The 19,690-nt window shown below is 71.7% G+C and carries 19 protein-coding genes, 1 tRNA gene and 1 pseudogene; 10 read left to right on the top strand and 11 right to left on the bottom strand.

Translation table 11 applies throughout. The features are described from left to right. Positions 1-118: 118 nt before the first annotated feature. Positions 119-1,318 (bottom strand): enterochelin esterase, encoded by a 1,200-nt coding sequence (fes, locus tag CP970_RS25005; RefSeq protein ID WP_055556408.1) that lies wholly within the window; start codon positions 1,316-1,318, stop codon positions 119-121. Positions 1,319-1,337: 19 nt separating this feature from the next. Next, the gene (gene fhuB / locus CP970_RS25000; protein WP_398656971.1) at positions 1,338-3,578 is read right to left on the bottom strand and encodes a Fe(3+)-hydroxamate ABC transporter permease FhuB; all 2,241 of its coding nucleotides are present in this window, start codon (positions 3,576-3,578) and stop codon (positions 1,338-1,340) included. 109 nt (positions 3,579-3,687) lie between these two features. Here fhuB and CP970_RS24995 point away from each other — a divergent pair, with 109 nt between their 5' ends. From CP970_RS24995 to CP970_RS24975, 5 genes are all read left to right on the top strand, one after another. Beyond that, positions 3,688-4,515 carry a 2,3-dihydro-2,3-dihydroxybenzoate dehydrogenase gene (locus tag CP970_RS24995; protein WP_055556413.1) on the top strand — a complete coding sequence of 276 codons (828 nt, stop codon included), beginning with the start codon at positions 3,688-3,690 and terminating at the stop codon, positions 4,513-4,515. 81 nt (positions 4,516-4,596) lie between these two features. Beyond that, a complete protein-coding gene (dhbC, locus tag CP970_RS24990) occupies positions 4,597-5,805 on the top strand; it encodes an isochorismate synthase DhbC (protein ID WP_150493933.1) in 1,209 nt (402 codons plus the stop codon). Next, complete coding sequence (locus tag CP970_RS24985; RefSeq protein WP_224058687.1) at positions 5,802-7,484, top strand: (2,3-dihydroxybenzoyl)adenylate synthase; 1,683 nt, start codon at positions 5,802-5,804, stop codon at positions 7,482-7,484. The genes dhbC and CP970_RS24985 overlap by 4 nt, the downstream gene beginning before the upstream one ends. Positions 7,485-7,501: 17 nt before the next feature. Continuing rightward, on the top strand, positions 7,502-8,140 hold the full coding sequence (locus CP970_RS24980; protein ID WP_150493931.1) for an isochorismatase family protein: 639 nt from the start codon (positions 7,502-7,504) through the stop codon (positions 8,138-8,140). Positions 8,141-8,144: 4 nt separating this feature from the next. Then, a complete protein-coding gene (locus tag CP970_RS24975) occupies positions 8,145-8,375 on the top strand; it encodes a phosphopantetheine-binding protein (protein ID WP_055555668.1) in 231 nt (76 codons plus the stop codon). A gap of 65 nt (positions 8,376-8,440) precedes the next feature. Here CP970_RS24975 and CP970_RS24970 read toward each other — a convergent pair whose 3' ends face one another. Continuing rightward, on the bottom strand, positions 8,441-8,947 hold the full coding sequence (locus tag CP970_RS24970) for a MarR family winged helix-turn-helix transcriptional regulator (RefSeq protein WP_055555665.1): 507 nt from the start codon (positions 8,945-8,947) through the stop codon (positions 8,441-8,443). 185 nt (positions 8,948-9,132) lie between these two features. Between CP970_RS24970 and CP970_RS24965 the strand changes: the two genes are divergently transcribed. Further along, positions 9,133-9,726 (top strand): malonic semialdehyde reductase, encoded by a 594-nt coding sequence (locus CP970_RS24965; RefSeq protein ID WP_150493929.1) that lies wholly within the window; start codon positions 9,133-9,135, stop codon positions 9,724-9,726. Positions 9,727-9,808: 82 nt separating this feature from the next. Further along, entirely contained in the window at positions 9,809-11,056 is a 1,248-nt protein-coding gene (locus CP970_RS24960) for an MFS transporter (protein WP_150493927.1), read from the top strand. A 9-nt stretch (positions 11,057-11,065) separates the two neighbouring features. Here CP970_RS24960 and CP970_RS24955 read toward each other — a convergent pair whose 3' ends face one another. The 3 genes from CP970_RS24955 to CP970_RS24945 form a co-directional block, all read right to left on the bottom strand. Further along, complete coding sequence (locus CP970_RS24955; protein WP_055556563.1) at positions 11,066-11,809, bottom strand: class I SAM-dependent methyltransferase; 744 nt, start codon at positions 11,807-11,809, stop codon at positions 11,066-11,068. An 84-nt stretch (positions 11,810-11,893) separates the two neighbouring features. Continuing rightward, positions 11,894-12,280 carry a hypothetical protein gene (locus CP970_RS24950; RefSeq protein ID WP_055556561.1) on the bottom strand — a complete coding sequence of 129 codons (387 nt, stop codon included), beginning with the start codon at positions 12,278-12,280 and terminating at the stop codon, positions 11,894-11,896. A 138-nt stretch (positions 12,281-12,418) separates the two neighbouring features. Beyond that, positions 12,419-13,138, bottom strand: coding sequence for a hypothetical protein (locus CP970_RS24945; RefSeq protein WP_055556567.1), 720 nt, complete (start codon positions 13,136-13,138; stop codon positions 12,419-12,421). Between the two features lie 144 nt (positions 13,139-13,282). Here CP970_RS24945 and CP970_RS24940 point away from each other — a divergent pair. Further along, a tRNA-Arg gene (locus CP970_RS24940) sits at positions 13,283-13,358 on the top strand. A gap of 657 nt (positions 13,359-14,015) precedes the next feature. On the opposite strand, the gene CP970_RS44300 is transcribed toward CP970_RS24940, so the two are convergent. The 5 genes and pseudogenes from CP970_RS44300 to CP970_RS24920 form a co-directional block, all read right to left on the bottom strand. Then, positions 14,016-14,183, bottom strand: a complete 168-nt coding sequence (locus CP970_RS44300) for a hypothetical protein (protein WP_157877863.1) — start codon at positions 14,181-14,183, stop codon at positions 14,016-14,018. A gap of 405 nt (positions 14,184-14,588) precedes the next feature. Further along, on the bottom strand, positions 14,589-15,800 hold the full coding sequence (locus CP970_RS24935) for a helix-turn-helix domain-containing protein (RefSeq protein ID WP_055556557.1): 1,212 nt from the start codon (positions 15,798-15,800) through the stop codon (positions 14,589-14,591). A gap of 357 nt (positions 15,801-16,157) precedes the next feature. Next, positions 16,158-16,757, bottom strand: a complete 600-nt coding sequence (locus CP970_RS24930) for a hypothetical protein (RefSeq protein ID WP_055556555.1) — start codon at positions 16,755-16,757, stop codon at positions 16,158-16,160. A gap of 383 nt (positions 16,758-17,140) precedes the next feature. Beyond that, a pseudogene (locus tag CP970_RS24925) lies at positions 17,141-17,505 on the bottom strand (antibiotic biosynthesis monooxygenase family protein). 74 nt (positions 17,506-17,579) lie between these two features. Further along, positions 17,580-17,888, bottom strand: a complete 309-nt coding sequence (locus CP970_RS24920) for an ArsR/SmtB family transcription factor (RefSeq protein WP_055556553.1) — start codon at positions 17,886-17,888, stop codon at positions 17,580-17,582. A 61-nt stretch (positions 17,889-17,949) separates the two neighbouring features. On the opposite strand from CP970_RS24920, the gene CP970_RS24915 reads away from it, so the two are divergent. Further along, on the top strand, positions 17,950-18,984 hold the full coding sequence (locus tag CP970_RS24915; RefSeq protein WP_055556551.1) for a zinc-binding dehydrogenase: 1,035 nt from the start codon (positions 17,950-17,952) through the stop codon (positions 18,982-18,984). A gap of 483 nt (positions 18,985-19,467) precedes the next feature. Continuing rightward, entirely contained in the window at positions 19,468-19,689 is a 222-nt protein-coding gene (locus CP970_RS24910) for a cold-shock protein (RefSeq protein WP_055556565.1), read from the top strand. Position 19,690 lies beyond the last annotated feature (1 nt).

Genomic DNA, 19,690 nt, shown 5'->3' with positions numbered 1-19,690 from the left:
GGGGAACTGCGCGATCTTTTAGGGGTGCGAGGAACGGCGCAATCCTTTAGGGGCGCGGGGAACTGCGCGGCCAGCCCCCACCCACCCGCAGGTCGCGAACCCGGCGAAGTCCACCCGCCTACGGAGCCAGCAGCCGTGCCAGTCCCTCCGCCAACCCGCCCCTCCAACACGCATAATCATGACCCCCGTTGAACTCCTCATACGTCACGTCATAGCCCCGCGCCCGCAAGACATTGCGCAAGCGGCGGTTTTCCGCGAGGAGCATCCATTCCTGGGTCCCCACCTCCAGGTGGATCCGGACCGGGCGGCGCGGAGCGTGGGCGTACTGGCGGGTGAGCCATTCCGGGCCCGCCCCGTCGGGGGCGTTCTCGTCGGGCCACCAGAAGGAGCCCGACTGGGAGAGCGCGCGGCCGAAGCGGTCCGAGCGGCGATGAGCCGCGTACGCCGCCGTGAGGCCGCCCGCACTCTGGCCCGCGATGACCGTCCGCTCACGGGGAACCGCGACCCCGTGCGTCTGCGCCGCCCACGGAAGCAGCCCGTCGGCGAGCCAGTCCACGAACTCCCCGCTGCAGCTGAGGTCTTCCATCCGCCGCCCCATCGTGTCGACCAGGAGCAACGCCGTGGGCGGCAGCGCCCCCGCCGCGTGCAGCCGGTCGGCCATGCGGGGCGCGCCGAGCACGGGCCCCCACATCTCGCCGTCCAGGAGCACCGCGACGGCGAGGGCGGGGGCTGCGGGCAGGTGCACGGTGACGCGGCGGCCGTCGACCTCGGCCGACAGGGTCTGCCCGGTCCTGGCCGAGTCCCCTTGGACGTACGGCTGCGCGGGCGCGTGCGGAAGTTCCATCACGGACGCGGGGTTGCGGCCGTCGCGCGACGGGAGTCCTGGCGCGGCCGCGTACGGGTCGGGCAGGGCCTCGTCGAGGACCTTCAGCCAGGCGGCGCGGTCGGTGCGCAGCGTCTCCTCGCGGGGGCCGCGGGCGACGTAGAACTGGTAGGAGGCCCGATGGTCAGCACGAAGGCGGTGGCTGAGCGCCCACACTCCGGTGCCCGGCACCCGCTCCGTCAGGTGCGGCGTGAGGTCGCCCGCGTGCCGGTCCTTGTCGGTGACGGTGTGCAGGAGCGCGAGGACGTCGGTCGCGGGGCGCTCGGGGTCGTCCCGCCACAAGAACGTGACGAGCCGGTACGCGGGGTCACCGGACGGGTCGTCCTCGACCAGTGGGGTGCCCTTGGCCGACATCCGGTCCCAGAAGTCCCGTTCGGCCGATGGTACTTGGGCTCGCACGGCCTGACGGAGCGTACGGAGAAGGGGACTGTGCACGACGAAAGCCTTTCTGAACTCATACGCGTGTGGCCGCCGACCTGCCCAGCAGCACCCAGAGCAGGAAGGGCCCGCCCAGGACCGTCGTGACGATGCCCACCGGCAGTTCCGAGCCGTCGAAGGCGATCCGGCCGAGCGTGTCGGCGACGACCACGAGGACCGCGCCGGTCAGCATCGAGCCGACCAGCGGCACCCGCAGCGGCCCGGCGAGGCGGGACGCGATGACGGGTGAGGCGAGGGCGACGAAGCCGACGGGCCCGGCGATCCCGACGGCGAGCCCGGCGAGGGCGACCGCGAGGAGCAGGCAGATCAGGCGGGTGCGCCCGGCGTTGGAGCCGAGCGAGGCGGCGGTGGCGTCGTCGAAGCGGAGTACGCCGAGGTGCCGGGCGACGGCGAGGGCGAGCGGCACGAGGACGGCGAGCCCGATGAGGACCGGCACGGCGACGGAGTACCCGCGGCCGTTGAGGCTGCCGGAGGTCCATACGTACAGCGAGCTCGCCGAGTTGAGGGAGCGCCGGGAGAGGACGACCTGGGTGGCGGCCGAGGCGAGCGCGGACATGGCCAGGCCGACGACGAGCACGCGGTAGCCGCGCTGCCCGAGCCCGCCGGAGACGACCGTCACCACGATCACCGCCACCAGCGCGCCGATCGGCCCGGCCCACCAGGCGCCGAAGGACCCGGACGCGCTGAAGGTGACGGAGACGAGGACGGCGGCGGTGGCCCCGTCGTTCACGCCCAACAGCTCCGGTGTGGCCAGGCGGTTGCGGGCGAGGGTCTGGGTGAGGCAGCCGGCGAGCCCGAGGGCCGCGCCCGCGGTGAGCCCGGCGACGATGCGCCCGAGCCGGAACTTCTGCACGAGCAGTACGTCGAAGTGGTCGCCGTAGCCGAAGACGGCACGGAAGGTGCGGCTGACGCTCATGTCGCTCTGCCCCGCGTACGCGGAGAACACGACGGCGACCACGAGCAGCGCGGCCAGCAGCAGCGCGGCGAGGGTCGCGCGCCGCGCGACGAGGAACGAGAGGGGCCCGCGCCGCAGGACGAAGGTGTCGGCGGGCCGCACCCGGGGCGCCCGCGCCGCACGCCCCGGCAGCCGGAAGGCGAGACGCCGCCGCTTCTTCTCGGTGCCGCGCCCTTCGTCCGCGGGGTCCGTCATCCCCATGGTGGCGAGCTGCTTGGACCGAACGATCAGGATGAGCACCGGGGCGCCGATCAGCGCCACGATGACGGAGACGGGCGCCTCGTACGGCCGGGACACGACCCGGGCCGCCACGTCCGAGACGGTGAGCACGCACGCCCCGATGAGCCCGGCGAGCAGCAGCCGCGCGGGCAGCCGGGTGCCCGCGATGGCGCGGGCGAGGAAGCCCGCGAGCAGGCCGAGGAAGGAGATGGGCCCGGCGAGCGCGACGGCGGCGGCGGTGAGCAGCGTGACGCCCACCGCGACGACCGTGCGGATCACCGGCGGCCGGTGCCCGAGGCTGCGGGCCAGGTCGTCGCCGAGCGCGAGGGCGGACAGCGGCCTGGCGACGAGCAGCGCCACCACGAATCCCACCACGAGCACGGGGGCGAGCCGCCCGAGCTCCCCGTATCCCTCGACCCCGGCGAGCGAGCCGAGCACCCAGAAGCGGAACTTGTCGTAGGTCTCCGCGGAGTTGACGACGATGACGCTGGTCAGCCCGCCGAAGGTGGCGCCGAGCGCGGATCCGGCGAGGACGAGCCGCATGGGGGACCCGCCGCCCTTGCGCCCGGCGATCAGCAGCACGAGCCCGCTCGCCACCACGGCGCCCACGAACGCACAGACCAGATAGGCGTATCCGGAATCGAGCCCGAGCAGCGCGATGCCCGCGACGACGCCCAGTGAGGCACCGGCGTTGACGCCGAGCAGCCCGGTCTCGGCGAGCGGATTGCGCGTCACGGCCTGCAGCAGGCAGCCCGCGACGCCGAGGGCGGCGCCGACGAGGACCGCGGTGAGCGTGCGCGGGACGCGCAGGTCGCCGACGACGAGGTCGAGCCGCGAGTCGCCGCGCGCGCCACCGCGGTTGAGCAGGTAGTCGAGTACGCCACCGGCGCCGACCTCACCCGCGCCGACGCAGAGCGAGAGGCCCACGAGTACGACCAGGGCGACCACGAACCCCGCCACGGCAAGAGCGACGGATCGCCCGGGGGAACGCCCGGGACCCGGCTCAGGTGGGCGACCTGACCCCAACTCGCCTACGTGCTCTACGGGTTGGGGAACGGAGGCTGTGGTGCCCGCACTCGGCATGCGCATAAGGTGAGGCTAGCCTAACTGTTTGAATGGGGTAGCGACCTCTGGGCAGTAGTTATACGTTAGGTTAGGCTTACCTAAAAAGTTGGGGGAGGTCGCTCACACCATGCCAGAGCACATACCGCAGGAGCCGGGCGAGTTCACCGGACGCACCGCGCTGGTGACCGGCGCGGGCCAGGGCATCGGCGCCGCGGTCGCCACCGCGCTCGCCGCGCGCGGCGCCCACGTCGTCGCCACCGACCGCGACGCCCACGGCATCGACGAACTGGCCGCCGCCACCCGCGGCTCGACCGCTGCCCCCGGCACGCTCGCCACCCGCGGCGCGATCACGCCCCGCGTCATGGACGTCACGGACCACCGCGCCGTCAGCACGGTCATCGGCGACGTCATCCGCGACCACGGCTCCCTCGACCTCCTGGTGAACGTCGCGGGAATCCTGCGCACCGCCCCCGTCGCCGAACTGACCGACGCCGACTGGGCCGACACCTTCGCCGTGAACACCACCGGCGTCTTCCACACCTCCCGCGCCGCCGCCGCGCACATGACCGCGCGCGGCTCCGGCTGCATCGTCACCGTCGCCTCCAACGCCGCGGGCATCCCCCGCACCGGCATGGCCGCGTACGCCGCGTCCAAGGCGGCGGCCACGATGTTCACCAAGTGCCTCGGCCTGGAGATCGCCCGCAGCGGCGTGCGCTGCAACGTGGTGGCCCCCGGCTCCACGGACACGGCGATGCAACGCTCCCTCTGGACGGACGACGAAGCCCCTCGACGCGTCATCGCGGGTGACACCGAGACGTACCGCACGGGAATCCCCCTGGGCCGCATAGCGGACCCCCAGGACATCGCCGACGCGGTCCTGTTCCTGGCGTCGGACAGGGCCCGCCACATCACGCTCCAAGAGCTGTACGTGGACGGCGGCGCGACCCTGCGCTGAGAGCCCCACAGGGCCGCAGCCGCGATCGCACCCACACCCGCACCCGAGAACTCCCGAGAACACCCGAGAATTGGAGCCCCCGTGTCGACGGCACCCGAGGTCGCCACACACGTCACGACGACGGCCGAACAGGCCCACCCCGCCGTAGGAGCGGCCACCGCCCTCCTGGACGCCTACACCCCAGGCGAACGGTTCCTCGCGACGCCGACCCGCACCCTGCTCACCGAGGGCGTCCACGCGGAGGTCCCGCACGACGAGAGACCCTTGCCGCAGCGCATCGCGGCCTCTCTCGCCGACGCCCGCCGCACCGGCCTCACCAAGCCGTACGTCGTGGGCGCGATCCCGTTCGACCACACGGCCCCGGCCGCCCTGGCCGTACCCCGCGCCCTGCGCACCGCGCCCCCGCTGACCGCGGACCCCCTGATCGCGCTGCCCGCCGACCCGCCCGACGCGGCCGACTGGCAGATCCGCCCGGTCCCGGCCCCCGAGGCGTACGGCGCGGGCGTGGCCGCCGCGGTGGAGCGCATGTGGCGCGGCGACTTCAGCAAGGTCGTCCTCGCCCGCACCCTGGAACTCACCGCGCGGGCCCCCCTGGACCTCCCCGTGATGCTCCAGCGCCTGGCCCGCCGCGACCCCTCCGGCTACACCTTCGCGCTGCCGACGGCCCCCGGTCGCACCCTGATCGGCGCCAGCCCCGAACTCCTGGTCTCGCGCCGCGGCCACCAGGTCGTGGCGAACCCCCTCGCTGGCTCGACCCCCCGCAGCGACGACCTCGCGGAGGACGTGCGCCGCGCAGCCGCGCTCCTGGAGTCCGCCAAGGACCTGCACGAGCACGCCGTGGTGGTGGACGCCGTGCACCAGGCCCTCGCGTCCTTCTGCACGGACCTGACGGTCCCGGCCCGCCCCACCCTGATCCGTACGGCGACGATGTGGCACCTGTCCACGACGGTCACCGGCACGGTCGCGTCGCCCGAGACCTCCGCCCTCGAACTGGCCTGCGCGCTGCACCCCACCCCCGCGGTCTGCGGCACCCCGACGGCCACCGCGCGCGAAGTGATCCGCGAGACCGAGCCGTTCGACCGCGGCTTCTTCACCGGCATGATCGGCTGGGGCGACGCCAACGGCGACGGCGAGTGGGTCGTGACGATCCGCTGCGCCGAGGCCGAGGAGCGCAGCCTGCGCCTGTACGCGGGCGCGGGCGTGGTCGCCGCCTCGGAACCGGAGGCGGAGACGGCCGAGACCGGCGCGAAGTTCCGTACGTTCCTGAACGCGGTGGGAGCGGAACTGTGAGCACGCCCCAGACCCCCGTGGCACTCGAAGCCCCCACCTGGCCCGAGGAGTTCGCGACCCGCTACCGGGAAGCGGGCTGGTGGCGGGGCGAGACGTTCGGACAGCTGCTGAGCGACCGCGCCACCGAGCACCCCGACCGGATCGCGATCGTCGACCCGGCGTCGAACCGCCGCTGGACGTACGCGGATCTTGACCTCCGCGCCGACAGGCTGGCCGCGGGCTTGATCGCCCGGGGCATCGCCAAGGGCGACAAGGTGGTCGTCCAGCTCCCCAACATCGCCGAGTTCTTCGAGACGATCTTCGCGCTGTTCCGCATCGGCGCGCTCCCCGTCTTCGCGCTGCCCGCGCACCGCGAGACGGAGATCCGCTACTTCTGCGAGTTCACCGGCGCCGCGGCCTACGTCATCCCGGCGGAACACGGCGGCTTCGACTACCGCGACCTCGCGACGAAGGTGCTCGCCGAAGTCCCTTCCCTGCGGCACGTGTTCGTGGCGGACGGCGACCCCGGCGCCTTCGAGGCGCTGGCGGACGTACCCACGGAACCGACCGGGATCCCGGACCCGCCCGCCCCCTCCGACCTGGCGTTCCTCCAGCTCTCCGGCGGCTCCACCGGCGTACCGAAGCTGATCCCACGCACCCACGACGACTACATCTACTCGCTGTGGGGCTCCAACGAGCTGTGCGCGGTGGACGAGTCGTCCGTCTACCTGGTCGCCCTCCCCGCGGCCCACAACTTCCCGCTCTCATCCCCCGGTTCGCTCGGCGCGCTGTACGCGGGCGCCCGCGTGGTGCTCTGCCCGCAGCCGAGCCCCGACGTCGCCTTCCCCCTCATCGAGTCCGAGGGCGTCACCATCACGGGCCTGGTGCCCCCGCTGGCCCTGGTCTGGACGGAGGCGGCGACCGCGACGGCGTACGACCTGAGCACCTTGGACGTACTCCTGGTGGGCGGCGCCAAGTTCAGCGAGGAGGCGGCGCGCCGGGTCAAGCCCGCGCTCGACTGCACGCTGCAGCAGGTCTTCGGGATGGCGGAGGGCCTGGTCAACTACACACGCCTGGACGATGACACGGAGACGATCGTCACGACGCAGGGCCGCCCGATCTCCCCCGACGACGAGATCCGCGTCGTCGACGACGAGGACAACGACCTGCCCGTCGGCGAGACGGGCCACCTCCTGACCCGCGGCCCCTACACGATCCGCGGCTACTGGAACGCGCCGGAGCACAACGCCCGTTCCTTCACGGCCGACGGCTTCTACCGGACCGGCGACATCGTCCGCCTCACCGGGACGGGCCACCTGGTCGTCGAGGGCCGCGCCAAGGACCAGATCAACCGCGGCGGCGAGAAGATCGCGGCGGAGGAGGTCGAGAACCACCTCCTGGCCCACCCCGCCGTGCACGACGCCAACGTGGTCGCCGAGCCCGATCCGTATCTGGGCGAGCGGACCTGCGCGTACGTGATCCTGCGCGCGGGAGCCGAGCCGGTGAAGCCGATCGCCATCAAGAAGTTCGTACGGGAACGGGGCCTGGCGGCGTACAAGGTGCCGGACCGCGTCGAGTTCGTGACGGCGTTCCCGCAGACGGGGGTGGGCAAGATCTCCAAGAAGGACCTACGAGCCGCGGCCTCCCCGACCGCGTCCTCCCCCGCCACACCCTCCGCGCCCTCCACCCAGCAAGCCTGAACGGAATCACCCTCCCCATGGCCCTCCCCGCCATCACGCCCTATCCGATGCCGTCCGCCGACGAGCTGCCCGCGAACCGGGTCGACTGGACCGTCGACCCCTCCCGCGCGGTGCTCCTCGTCCACGACCTGCAGAACTACTTCCTGACCGCGTACGACCGCGAGAAGTCCCCGATCCCCGAACTGCTCTCCTCCGTAAGGGTGTTGAAGGAGCAGGCGGCGCGGCTCGGCATCCCGGTCGTGCACACCGCGCAGCCCGGCGGCCAGACCCCCGCCGAGCGCGGCCTCCAGCAGGACTTCTGGGGCCCCGGCCTGCCCGACGACCCCGAGGCGGCGGCGATCGCCGCCGAGATCGGCCCGGCCCCCGCCGAGACGGTCCTCACCAAGTGGAAGTACAGCGGCTTCGTCCGCACCGACCTCCTGGAGCGGCTGCGCGAACAGGGCCGCGACCAGCTGGTCATCACCGGCGTCTACGCCCACATCGGCGTCCTGATGACGGCCTGCGACGCGTGGATGCAGGACATCCAGGCGTTCGTGGTCGCCGACGCCGTGGCCGACTTCTCCGCCGACGACCACGCGATGGCGCTGCGCTGGGCGGCGGGCAAGTGCGCGGTGGTCACCACGGCGGAAGCCGTCTTCTCCCCCAAGGAAGGCTGACCCCATGGCTCTGACTCTCGACCAGCTCCGCGCCGACGTGGCCGACGTCCTCGGCGAGGACCCCGCCGACATCCCCGCGGACGAGAACCTCGTCGACTACGGCCTCGACTCCGTACGCCTGATGACCCTCCTGGGCCGCTGGCGCCGCGACCACGGCGTCACGGCGTCCTTCGCGGACCTGGCGGAGCAGCCCGCACTGGAGAAGTGGGTGCCGCTGCTGGCGCGGGGAGCGTAAGCCGCACCACCGCACCACCGCACCACCGCACCACCGCACTACCGCACTACCGCACTACCGGGCCATCACTCGATGGTCGTGTCACCGAGGGCCTCCAGCACCTGCCGGAGGCCCTCCGCCGCTTTCGCGACCAGTTCGGGGTCCACGTCGGCGAGGATCCGCGCGTAGCTCGCCAGGTGTTCGGCGAAGACGGCCCGGGTGACCTCGTGCCCGCTCTCGGTGAGGCGGATCTTCACGGTGCGCCGGTCGTCGCCGTCGCGCACCCGTTCCACCAGGCCCTTGGCCTCCATCTTGTCGACGCGATTGGTGATCGTGCCGGAGGACACCATGGACGCCTTGAGGAAGGTGCCCGCGGTGAGGGCGTACGGCGGCCCCGAGCGCTGCAGCGTGGTGAGGACGTCGAACTCACCGACGTCCAGACCGTGCTTGGCGGCGGTCGCCTTGACGGACTTGTCGACGACCAGATCGAGACGCTGGACGCGCCCGAAGAGCTGTACGGGCCACAGGTCCTCGGCCGCGTCGGGGCGCTCCTTGGTCCACTGACCGACGATCGCGTCCACGGCATCACTCATGGCCGTCACTCCCTCTTCCGTTCTCTTCCGTGCTCTTCCGTCCTCATCTTCCCTCGAACGGGACTTTATCAGCCTCGACTCTCTTAGTTTCGAGATACTTGACCTTGGGATGGTCTGATGCTTTTATCTCAACATTGAGATTGCCGGATCCGAGTGGACCGGTGAGCACACGACAGGAGCATCCGATGTCCGAGCTGAACCTCCACCCCACCGCCCAGGACCTCCTCTTCCGCGAGGCGCGCACCGCCAACACGTTCACCTCGGAGCCGGTGACCGACGAGCAGCTCCAGGCGGTCTACGACCTGGTCAAGTACGCCCCCACCGCGTACAACCAGTCACCGCTGCGGGTGGTCCTGGTCCGGTCCGACGAGGCCCGCGGACGGCTCGTCGACCTCATGTCCGAGGGCAACAGGCCGAAGACGGCGGCCGCCCCGCTGGTCGCGATCCTCGCCGCCGACAACGAGTTCCACGAGGAACTCCCCGCGCTGCTCCCGCACTTCCCCCAGGCCAAGGACCTCTTCTTCGCCGACCGCGCGGTCCGCGAGGAGTCCGCGTTCCTCAACGCGGCGCTCCAGTCGGCCTACTTCATCCTCGGCATACGCGCGGCGGGCCTCGCCGCGGGCCCGATGACGGGCTTCGACTTCCCGGCCGTACGCAAGGAGTTCCTCGACGACGACCACACCCCGCTGATGGTCGTGAACATCGGCCGCCCGGGCCCCGACGCGTGGTTCCCGCGCTCGCCGCGATTGGCGTACGAGGAGGTCGTGACAGCGGTCTGACGACGACCCGGGCGCCCCGCGCCCCGCTTCCCTGCCCTCTTCCCTGCCCTCTTCCCCGTCATCCGCGCCTCAGGAGCCTGCCATGCCACTGTCCGCCGCGACGCCGCACCCCAGCCCTGCCCCCGCCGCCGCCCTTACCCCCACGCCCACGCCCACCCGTCAAGTCCACGCCCTATGGCTGGCGTTGCTGGCGACCCCGGTCGCGGCGAGCGCGAACAGCCCCGTCCTGATCCTGCCGGACATGGCGGGCTCGCTCGGCGTGCGCACGGCCACCGCGACGTGGCTCGTCACCGCCTTCGGCTGGGCGATGGCCGTCGGCACCCCGCTGATGGCGGGCCTGCTGCGCCGCCGCGGCCTGGGCAGCGCGCTCAAGCTGAGCGCCGTCCTGATCGTCACCGGTACGGCGATCGTGGCCGCGGCGCCCTGGCTGCCCCTGGTCATGGCGGGCCGGGTGGCGCAGGCCGTCGGCGGCGCGGGCCTGATCACGGCGGCGATGAGCCTGGCAGGCTCGGTCCGCAGGATGGGCGTGATCACGGCGGGCTTCGGAACGCTGGGCGCGGTCGGCCCGCTGCTCGGCTCGACGATCGCGGACGCGGCGTCCTGGCGGGTGTCACTGACGGTCGGCGCGCTGGCGCTCCTCGCGATACCGGCCGTACTGCGCCGGGCGGACCTGTCCGCGCCGAGCTCCGACACCACCCCGTTCGACGGCCGGGGCGCGGCGCTCCTCGTCCTGACGGCGACGGCGCTGGTGCTCATCCCGCGCCACCCGCTCCCGGCGCTCGCGGCGTCACTGGTGACGGCCGGGCTGCTCACCCTGCACATCCGCTCCCACCCCACGGGCTTCGTACCGAGGTCGCTCCTGCGCACCCGGACGTTCGTCCTCTCCGCGGCGCTGGCCTGCACCCTCGCCACGTCGTACTTCACCCTCCTGTTCGCCGTCCCGCAGCTGCTCCAGGACCGCACGGCCTGGTCGTCCGCGACGATCGGCACGGGCCAGCTGATCGCGCTGCTCACCGGCTCGGCGCTCTCCATGGCACTGGCGGCCGCGGCGGCCCGCATGAGCCGCCGCACGGTCCTGACGATCCTGCTCACCGCGGGCGCCCTGGCCCCGCTGGCCGCGGCGCTGACCCCTTGGGCACCACTGCTCCTGCTGGTCGCGACGCTGGCGGTCTTCGCGACGAGCGCGGGCCAGGCGACACTGGCGGTCTACGCCACCACGGCCGCGCCCCCGGCCCAACGCCCCACGGCAATCGGCCTGTTCAGCCTCTGCTACCAGCTGGGCGGCGCGTTCGGCCCGGCGATAGCGGCGACGCTCACGCTGAGCGCCTGACTGTGACCGTCAAGCCTCCTTCCCGAAGACGAGCACCTCGGTGGAGGCGAAGCCCATGGGAGCCAGGAAGCTGCCTTCCAGGCCGCAGCCGAGGGCCGCGAAGAGGTCCACGCAGGCCTGGCGGGGCATGGCGGCCGGGTAGGAATCGTGCCCGTCGCCGCCCTTCGCGACCCAGGCGCGCATCGTGGCCGGGTCCAGGCAGGTCTCCGTCATGACGTCGAAGACGATCCGACCGCCGGGTCGCGTGACGCGTGCCATCTCGAAGAAGTAGCGGGAGGCGCTGAGGAAGGTCACGGTGTTGAAGACCTTGTGGGCCTGGACGACGTCGACGCTGTTGTCGGGTGTCGGGGCGAGACTGCACTCCGCGGTCGGTTGAGCGACCACCTTGAAGGTGTCCACCAGGTAGTCGGCCCAGGGCGCCGCCGTCTCGTAGATCTCGTAGCGGCCCGGAGAGCACTCCTTCAACGTCCGCTCCAGGTACCGCCCCGACCCGGGGCCGATCTCCAGGACCGTGTCCGGGGCGGCGGCGAAGACGCCCAGAGCGCGCAGTTCGTCGATGGTGGACTGGGTGGCGCCGGGCGTCCCGTTCATGACCTCGTCGATGTAGTCACCGACGGAAAGACCGACCGACCGCGCGGCCCGCGCGGTCGCCTCGAACGGGAGGAAGTCATCTACTCCTCCCCGGTTGTTGGTGCTGCGCACGATGTCGAATCCAGCGCGCCCTAATAACCGCCTGATCCCTGACTTCAACACTGACTTCCCCTCCCTGTGATGCCTGTGAGCGCACGCCGAAGTCACGGCATGCGTGATGTCGTGGTGCGGTGGAGTGCCCAGGCGCTACGGGGCGCAGGGCTGCGCGCGGTGCAGCAGGACCACCAGTGCGTGCGGTGGTCTCGGCGGCACGAGGGCAGACCGGGGCGCCCGCCGGGGCTTCGGCAGCGGCTCGTACGTACGGTGCGGAACGAGACTGACGACGTACAGCAGACACACCCGCCAGCGGCGCGCGGCGCTGGCCACCGCGTACGACAGGCGGGCGGGCAGATGGTCCGTGCCGCGCAGGAGGACGACCAAGGCGAGCCAGGAGAGGCCGGAGCCCCTCGTCATGGCGAGCGCGGCACCGGCCGCCGCCAGACCAAGGGCGACGGCACGGATCGCAGCGCCACTCGCGGAAGGGCGCTGAGCCGAGCGGTGGCGGTCGAGTGCGCGTGCGCGGAAGGCGGACATAACTGGACCAGCATGGCGTACGCACGCCCGGATCCCGGTAGGAATACGACATTCCGGCGGATAGGGAGGAGAGTTGGGTGCCCGCCCTCCGGAACCGGCCGACGGTACCCCCGCGGCGCTCCGCGGCACGGCGTACCGTCAGCCGCTGACGCCGCTGACGCCGCTGACGGTACGCAGAAACTGATCGGCGTCGTCCGGCTCGGCAAGTCGACCGAGCTCCAGCCAGGAACCGTCCTGGAAGCGGAGCCGGAAGGTGGCGAACCCGCGCGGCTGCCCCGCCTCACCTTCGACACGAGCCTGGTCCAGCTGGAATTCCGCGACGGTATCGAAGTCATCCGCCCGGGTGGGGGACAGCCGACGACGCGGGGACGCGGCCACGCACAACCGGTCGGGTGTCAGCATGACCAGCCGCCGAGGGCTGGGCGAATCGCTGTACCACCGCAGCAGCAGGCGCCCCGCGGTCAGACCCCAGTCCCCGTCGAAGACACCACTGTCCGCCGAATCACTCTCAGACTCACCCCCGACAGCCGATCCGCGCTCGACCCGACCGCTCCCCTGCCTCTCCCGCCCCTCCCGCGAACGGCGCGCCCGCCGCCCCGGCTCCCGGTTCAGCAACAGCCGGTCGATCTTCTTCCCGAGCATGTCGATCAAGATGAACGGCACGACGACGAAGCAGAACACCACGGCCCCGACGTAGAACAGCCAGTGATGCCGCGACCGCAGCCGCCCCTTGCCCGCAGCCCGGTGAACGTCCTTGGGCGGAACGGGGATCGGCTTGAGGAGCTCGCACCAGACCAGGGCTATGGGTTCCTCACCCAGAATCACCCGAACCCGCCGCCGAACCTTGCGCTTCGCCATGCGGACGATCATAGAAGCTCCACGAGCCCCCACCCCGGCGCCAGGGCACCCGCACCGGGGCGGCCCGAGCCCGACCTCCTCCCACCGCGTCCGCCCCATCCGCTACGCTGTGGTGGGCTGCTCACAAAAGCCGCCCAGCGCCTTGCCTTCGTAGCTCAGGGGATAGAGCACCGCTCTCCTAAAGCGGGTGTCGCAGGTTCGAATCCTGCCGGGGGCACCAGGTCAGAACAGCTAAGGCCCAGGTCACGGAGCAAGTCTCCGGTCCTGGGCCTTAGTTGTGCGCACTCTGGCTACACACTCAGACAGCCTCGCTACACCCTCACTACCGAAGATCATCGTCCAAATATCGCCCAAACGATCTTCGTCTTTCTGCAGGTCACTCCAGACAAGGGACTACCCCCGACTCCAGGGATGCGGAGCGCGGGGGCAGTCGAGTGCCGGGCCGCCACTGAGGGGGGCACCACGGTGAGACGACCCGACACGTTCTTGGCAGGGACCCATATACCCATATGTGACAGATCGCCATGAGTGGGGCATACCCATTTGCGAACACCTGTTCCATTTAAGACCGTACCCCCCCCGCACCACGGCATATGCCACCACCGCAGGGTCAGGGACCGCCGCGCGAGCGGCGAGGCACGACGAGGTACGGACGACGGCCCCGGCGTGGCAGGTCCGGGCAGCACGCCGAGGTACGAGGTCTTGCCGTCATCTCACACCGGAACGCCCTGGGAAAGGAATGTGCGCACATGGCACGCGTCTGCACTCCAGTCACACGGGGCGCGAAGCTGCGAGCGGCCGCCCCTGGAATGGGAGGGGGCGGCCGCCCCCGAGATGAGCTCCCAGCTGAAGCGGCCACCCCTTCCCGACGCTGGCTCTACTCCGGGACGCCAGCTCGGGGAATCTGGGGATCGGTCCGGGCGCGGGCCGCGGCTCGCGCCGTCTGGAGGGCCTCGCTCTCCTCCTCCTGAGGGCAGTGGCACAGGCAGTCCGTCTCGGGCCCGACGGTGAGCCGGTCGCCGTCGACGGAGAGCGGGGTCGTCATCTGGCAACGGTGCGGCCCGTCGTCCCCTGTCAGGAGCGCGAGCAGGCACGGAGGACACGGAACGACCGCGGTAGGCAGATCGGCGGGGCAGACCGGCGTGTGGATCACCCCAGGCATGGGCCCGGCCGAGTTGGTCTCCCCCATGCGGTCCTCGCAGGTCTCACCCTCGCGGATCGTGTGCGCACACCGGCCGCATTTCGCGGGGCTGTTCGGCGGCGCGGTCATGACGCCTCGCCCCCGGCGCCGGAGCTGGGGAGCGCGGTGTGAGTGAGGGCCTCGCGGGTTGCCCGGTGCGCGCGACGGAGACGATTCCCGGAGCCGTTCACGCGGCCGCCGGGGCGCTGTCTGACTCATGGAATCGACCCGCTACATAGCGTGACAGGGACGGAGCGTCCTACTTTTGCGCTATTCGGCAACCCCCAGGAACTCGGCCAACGACCGGAGCCCCGGAGGGCGGTTGGGGAGCGACCACAGGTCGCGCACGATTGCCACGGCCAGTGTGTGGTGTTGCATCCATGTCGGCGCCGCGCGGCGAAGCGACTCCAGGGCCTTCACGGCGCCGGTAGCGTCCGCGAGGTCCGTATGGGCTCGGGCCACATCCAGGAGCAGCCACGTTCGCCATGACGGCGGGGTGTCCTTGCTGAGCCGCATCCCCTTAGCGAGGGCCAGGGCTTCCTCGGGGTGCCCGTACTGGACGGCCAGGCGGACGCGCTCGATGCGTACCGAGGACGGGCTGAAGACGCTGACCATGCGGCTGTCGCTGCCCTGCGGCAGCTTGGCCACCCGGGCGGCTTCCTTCTCGGCGTGTGCCATCAACGCAGTTGCCCGCTCATAGTCGTTGCTGCGCGCGGCCGACGTCGCGGCGGACATGGTCAGCGCCCCCCAGACCTTCAGGCCGTCGGCGGTGCCAGTGTGCCCGTTGTCCTTGATGTCGGCGGCGGCGTGCAGGGCGATGCTCAGGGCGTCGCCGAGGCGCCCTTGCCGCTGGTACGTCCACGCAACAGAGTTGACGATCATGGCGCGGAGCAGAGGGTCAGACGATCGGCCCGCCGCGTCTATGGCCCGCTCCAGGCCGATCAGGGCGAGGTCGGTTTTCCCCATCCGCACGGCGACGTGCCCCGCCAGCTGGAGGGCCTTGCCCAGCGCCGCGAATCCGGCAGCCTGGTCCGTGCTGTCGGGCGATGCCGTGGCGGTGCGCGCGTCCGAGACCATGTCGGGCAGCGTCTTCATCACACTGTCGAACTCGGCGGCGTGGTACTGCGTCCAGCCTTCTGCGATCTGCTCGCGCAGGCCGGGCAGTGAGAAGTCGGGCCCGGGCGCTTTGGGCTCGGCCACCCAGAGGGCAGGCATGATGGCGCGCCGCACGGCCACGAACCGGGGCCCGTCGTTCTCTCCCGCCGAGACGGCAGGAGGGTCGCCTAGGAGAGTCGTCAGCTCTACGCCGAGACCGTTCGCCAGGGCGTGCAGCGTGGGCAGGCGCGCCGAGTGTTTGCGTCGCTGCTCAAGCTGCCGGATCACGTCTACGGACACGTCGGAGCGCTCGGCCAGTTCCTCTTGTGTCAGGGAGGCCAGGCGGCGCAGGCGTCGGAGAGTTCGCCCCAGGTCGTCGTTTGCCACGCGGTCACGGTACGCCGACCTTGTGGCCAGGGAGAGTGCGCGTCTGGAGCGGACATGACGAAGGGCCCCCACCGCCCGAAGACGGCGGGGGCGTTCGTGGTTCAACTAGTGTCGATGACTCCCACCCGGGAACTCTCCCGACAACCGACGACCGGAGCCAAGTCCCCGCGCCGATGTCACCGGCCCGCAACTCCCGTAGGCACCTGCACCTCCCGCGACGCAGGCGCCCGCGGCCGAGGCAGGCCCGGCCGCGGGGAGGGGGAGCCGAGCCGCGGCCGGAACTGCCCTTCACCGAGCCTCCAGCCGAAAGCTCAGGACGTCCAGCCGCGTCTGGCCTGCTACGTCGCAGGCTGTACCTCAGGCGTACTGGCGCCGCTGCGGATCGAGCGCCGCAGCCTGCGGAGTCGGTTCGGGGTCCGGGGGCGGCGCGCCATCGCGGCGGCAGATCAGCGCGTCCGGGTCGTCGGCTGGTGCCTGGAGGCCGTATCCGTCTGGGCAGATCTGCCCGGTCGTGCCGTCCTTGCCCGGGGGCCCTGCGGGTCCCTCGGGCCCGGCCGGGCCCGGCTTGCCCTCGGGGCCGGGTGGCCCGGCCGAGCCTTCGACTCCCGCGGCACCGGTCGATCCGGTCTCGCCCACACCGTTCGCGCCCGGCTTGCCGTCTTCGCCCTTGCCCGGCTTCCCCGACGCCCCGGCCGGGCCCGGCCCGCCCCGCGGCCCGCGCGGCCCGGTGACGGATCGCCCGGGATCGCCGCGGGATCCGGGCGGACCCGCGATCGGTTTGCCGCCGAGCTCCTGTACCTGGCGCGCGAGTTGGTCGCGTGCGGTGTTGGCATCGCTTAGCTCCGTGGCGAGTTGCTGCACGGTGAGGAGCGCGGCGCCCGTCAGGAGCGCGCCGCGGATGGCGAGGAGATCGCCGCGCCATGCGCGCGTGCGCGGCCGCCCGCGGGTGCCCTTCATGCCCCGGCCCCCTTCACCACGGCGGACAGGTACGGCAGTACGGCGACGAAGGCCGTGAGCGTACGCAGGCGCTCGCAGCCGACAGCGGTGGAGGCGGTGGAGGCGATCCGCACCGCTAGCCCTGGACCGCACCTCTAGCCCTGCGGCGTACCTCTAGCCCTGCGGCGTACCGCACCACCGCAGGGCCAGGGACCGCCGCCCGAGCGGGGAGGCCGCGAGAGCGGGCGACGGCCTCGGCGCCGCAGGGGCCGGGCGGCGCGCCGAGGTTCGAGGTTCAACCGTCATCTCACACCGGAATGCCCCGGGGCGGGAGTGTGTGCAGGCGGCACATGACTGCGTTCCGTTCACACGGGGCCCGAAGCCGCGAGCGGGGTCCGTAGGGCCTACGCGCGTACGAACCCGTGGCTCCGTTCCACCTTCGCCACGTGCAGCGTGTAGCTGTCGTACCACTCGGCTCGGCCGCGTTTTTGCGCTGCGCGGTGCTCGGCGTTCGTTCGCCACTCCGTGAGGGCGTCCGCGTCCCGGAAGTATCCGACGGTGATGCCAAGGCCGCCGGGAGTCTGCGCGTGGTCCATGCCCAGGTAGCCCGGGACGTCCTTCACCAGGTCTTCCATGCGGGCGTTGGTCTCGCTGTAGCCGGTTTGTTCGCGGGCTCGCAGCGTCGTGAAGACAGCTACGTAGTAGGGGGTTCGTAGGCTTCGACGGGCGTGACGGGCGTGGCAGGCGCTTCCGGGTTGTCGTCGCTCATGGCGTCACCGTAGGGCGGGGTGTGCCCGGCCATCCAGCGTCATTTCTGAGCGGGCGGGATCGGCCGGTGCGGCGCTAGAACACGTCGCGCAGGGCGTCCAGGAGGCGGGCGATGTTCGCCTCGTCGCGGCGGTAGTAGGTCCACTTGCCCCGCCGGGTGGCGATGACCAGTCCTGCTTGCCGCAGTATCGCGAGGTATTGGGACGTGGTCGACTGTCCCAGGCCCGCGCGCTGCTGGATGTCGGTCACGCAGACGCCGATCTCGACGTCCTCGGGCTCCTGGCCGGGGAAGCTCATCGGCTCCTTGAGCCACACCAGTATCTGGCGGCGGGCCGGATTGGACAGGGCCCGGAACACCGCCAGCAACTCCGCCTCCGAGAACACGCGGCGATCTTAACGCACGTACATATTGGCAATTCGCGATATCTCGATCTAAGGTCATCGCATGTCGACTTCGATGCGTGTGATGGAACTCGTCCGCTTCGGTGCCGCGGACACCGCGTTCGCCGCCCGTGAGGTGCCACGACCCGCTCCCGGGCCCGGCCAGGTGCTTGTGCGCGTCCTTGCCACGTCCGTGAACCCCCTCGACCTGCAGACCCGGCGCGGCGACTACCGCGACCAGGTGGCGCTGCCCGCGGTGATCGGCAATGACGTGTCCGGCGTGGTGGTCGAGACCGGCCCCGGGGCGGGCGACTTCCAGCCGGGCGACGAGGTCTGGTACCTGGCGCCGGTGTTCGCCGGGCAGGGGACCTACGCCGAGTTCCACGTGGTCGACCAGGCACTGGTCGCCCGTAAGCCCGCACGGCTGTCGCACGTCGAGGCCGCCGGGCTCGCGCTCGTGGGCGTGACGGCGTGGGAGGCACTGGTCGAACGCGCCGGGGTGCGGGCCGGGGAACGGGTCCTGGTGCACGGCGGAGCGGGCGGGGTCGGCTCGGCCGCCGTCCAGGTCGCCAGTGCGCTGGGAGCCGAGGTCGTGACCACCGCGCGGGCACGGGACCACGAGTTCGTCACCGGCCTTGGAGCCGACCACGCCATCGACTTCTCGGCCGGTGACTACGTTCCGCGGGTCCGCGCCCTTGGTGGGGTGGACGTCGTACTGGACACGGTGGGTGGGGACACCCTCACCCGCAGCCCGGAGGTCCTCGCCGACCGGGGCCGCGTGGTGTCCATCGTGGACATCCCCGAACCTCAGAACCTGCTCGCCGCGTGGGGCGTGAACGCGACCTACCACTTCCTCTTCGTCAGCCCCGGCCGGGCGAAGCTCGCGGCCCTCGGCGAGCTGGTCGAACAGGGCAGGCTCCGGCCGGTGATCGGCGCGGTGCTGCCGCTGGCCGACATCGCGCGGGCGCATGCGCTGTTGGGAGGTGGCTCTGCGGGCGGAGGAGGCGAGGGCGGTGAAGGCGGCGGGGGCCGCGAGGGCTACGAGGGCCGCGGGCGTCCACGCGGCAAGATCGCCATCGCTGTGCATCCCGTGGACTAGCCACCGCCCCTCACCGCTCCGTACAGATTCCGTACGAGACCCGTCAGGCTGCCCCGCCTACACGCACGGCCACGCCGTCTTGGAGTACGTGTCCTTGTGCTCCACGTCCCTCCCGTGGCCCGGTGGCCAGGTGCACCGGCCGGGGCCCGTCGGGTTTCGGTGCCAGCAGTAGCCTGCCGCTCGGCCGGCGGTCGGGAATCCCTCGGGCTTGGGGTGGTCGGTCCTCTCGGCCTTGCGGGCCTCGCTCATCTCTTGCCAGTCCTCTCGTCTGAGCGCGCGCTGCCCGGAGCGCTTCGCTCTTCTTGTGCCGGGTGATCCGGGTGGCCCGGATGGTCCGGATGGTCGTCTCGCACTCAGCGTGCGGCCTGGTGGCCCGGGCCTCCAGGAGCATGGGGAGACACGGCGGGCACGGCACACGAGTGGGTGTCTCCCGGCGACACGGAGGAGCGGCTCGGCCAAGCCCTGGTCCCTAGAATTCGCCCCATGGTGATAGCGACCGTCCGTGAGTGGCGAGACGAAGAAGGGTGGGGAGTGTTCGACTCCCCCGAGACGCCCGGTGGCTGCTTCGGGCACTTCTCCGACATCCAGATGTCCGGGTTCCGCACCCTGTCGCCCGGGCAGGAGGTAGAGCTCACCTGGGAAGCGCCCGGGTTCAAACAGGACGGGTACGACTACCGCGCGGTGAGCATCGTGCTCCGGTCCTGAG

This window comes from Streptomyces kanamyceticus, assembly GCF_008704495.1.
Lineage (GTDB): Bacteria > Actinomycetota > Actinomycetes > Streptomycetales > Streptomycetaceae > Streptomyces > Streptomyces kanamyceticus.
Note: the sequence above shows the minus strand (reverse complement) of the source record. Positions and strands in the feature narration are given on the sequence as shown.